Origin of the sequence: Pseudomonas sp. AKS31 (assembly GCF_023634765.1) — a bacterium.
Classification (GTDB): domain Bacteria; phylum Pseudomonadota; class Gammaproteobacteria; order Pseudomonadales; family Pseudomonadaceae; genus Aquipseudomonas.
Window position 1 is genome coordinate 155867 of record NZ_JAMLFX010000014.1, and the last position, 725, is coordinate 156591.

The following is a 725-nucleotide window of genomic DNA, read 5'->3' on the forward strand; positions in this document are numbered from 1 at the left end:
CCCCCATTTGCTCCGAATACACGTCGACCCTGTTCTGATTGAAACCGGTGGCACCGGTCCCCTCGAACATCGATTTCATTTCCACGATTGGCGGCGACGCGGGATTGGGCTTGGGTGCTGTAAACACGGGAGGACCAATAAGATAAAACTCTTGAGGATCGCCCCAATCGGAGTGGCCGCCGTTCAGACTCTGTCTGGCAATAATGGTGTAACGGGCCCCTCGCTCGAAAACATGGCTACTGGTAAAGACCCATTCGCCGTTGGAGTCAACCGGCGCGTACAGGACCACAGGCACAAGTAAGTCGGATGAGTAAATACTGATGCTGGCTCCCTTCAACGCCCCGTTCCCCTTGATCACGGGGCGAACACTCTCTACAGGGAGACTGATATCCGGGGACGTAATTTTGATTTTGCCTAAAACGGTGAACGTCTTCGTCTGGGTATATCGCCCCACCCTTCCGTCGACGTCTTCACGGATTTGCAGCTCGTGCACACCTTGGGGAAGACCCGTCGATAATGTGACATTCCACCGCCCATTATATTGAGTAGCGTGCGTGGTACTCATGACGGCTTTGTCGGCAGGACGCACAAGCTTGATTACGCTGCCAGGACGAGCAGTTCCTGACACCGTCCCGGCAACCCCAACCACACCATTGGCATCAAACGCGGCAGGCTTCCTCACTTCAACATGCTGGGAAGTCCACGGAGCCCACTCGTCACCTCGC

At 55.6% G+C, this 725-nt stretch carries 1 protein-coding gene; it reads right to left on the reverse strand.

Features of this window, described 5'->3' with window-relative positions:
* Positions 1-565, reverse strand: a 565-nt coding sequence (locus tag M9827_RS24330; protein WP_250607586.1) for a hypothetical protein, incomplete at its 3' end; no start/stop codon positions are given.
* Positions 566-725 lie beyond the last annotated feature (160 nt).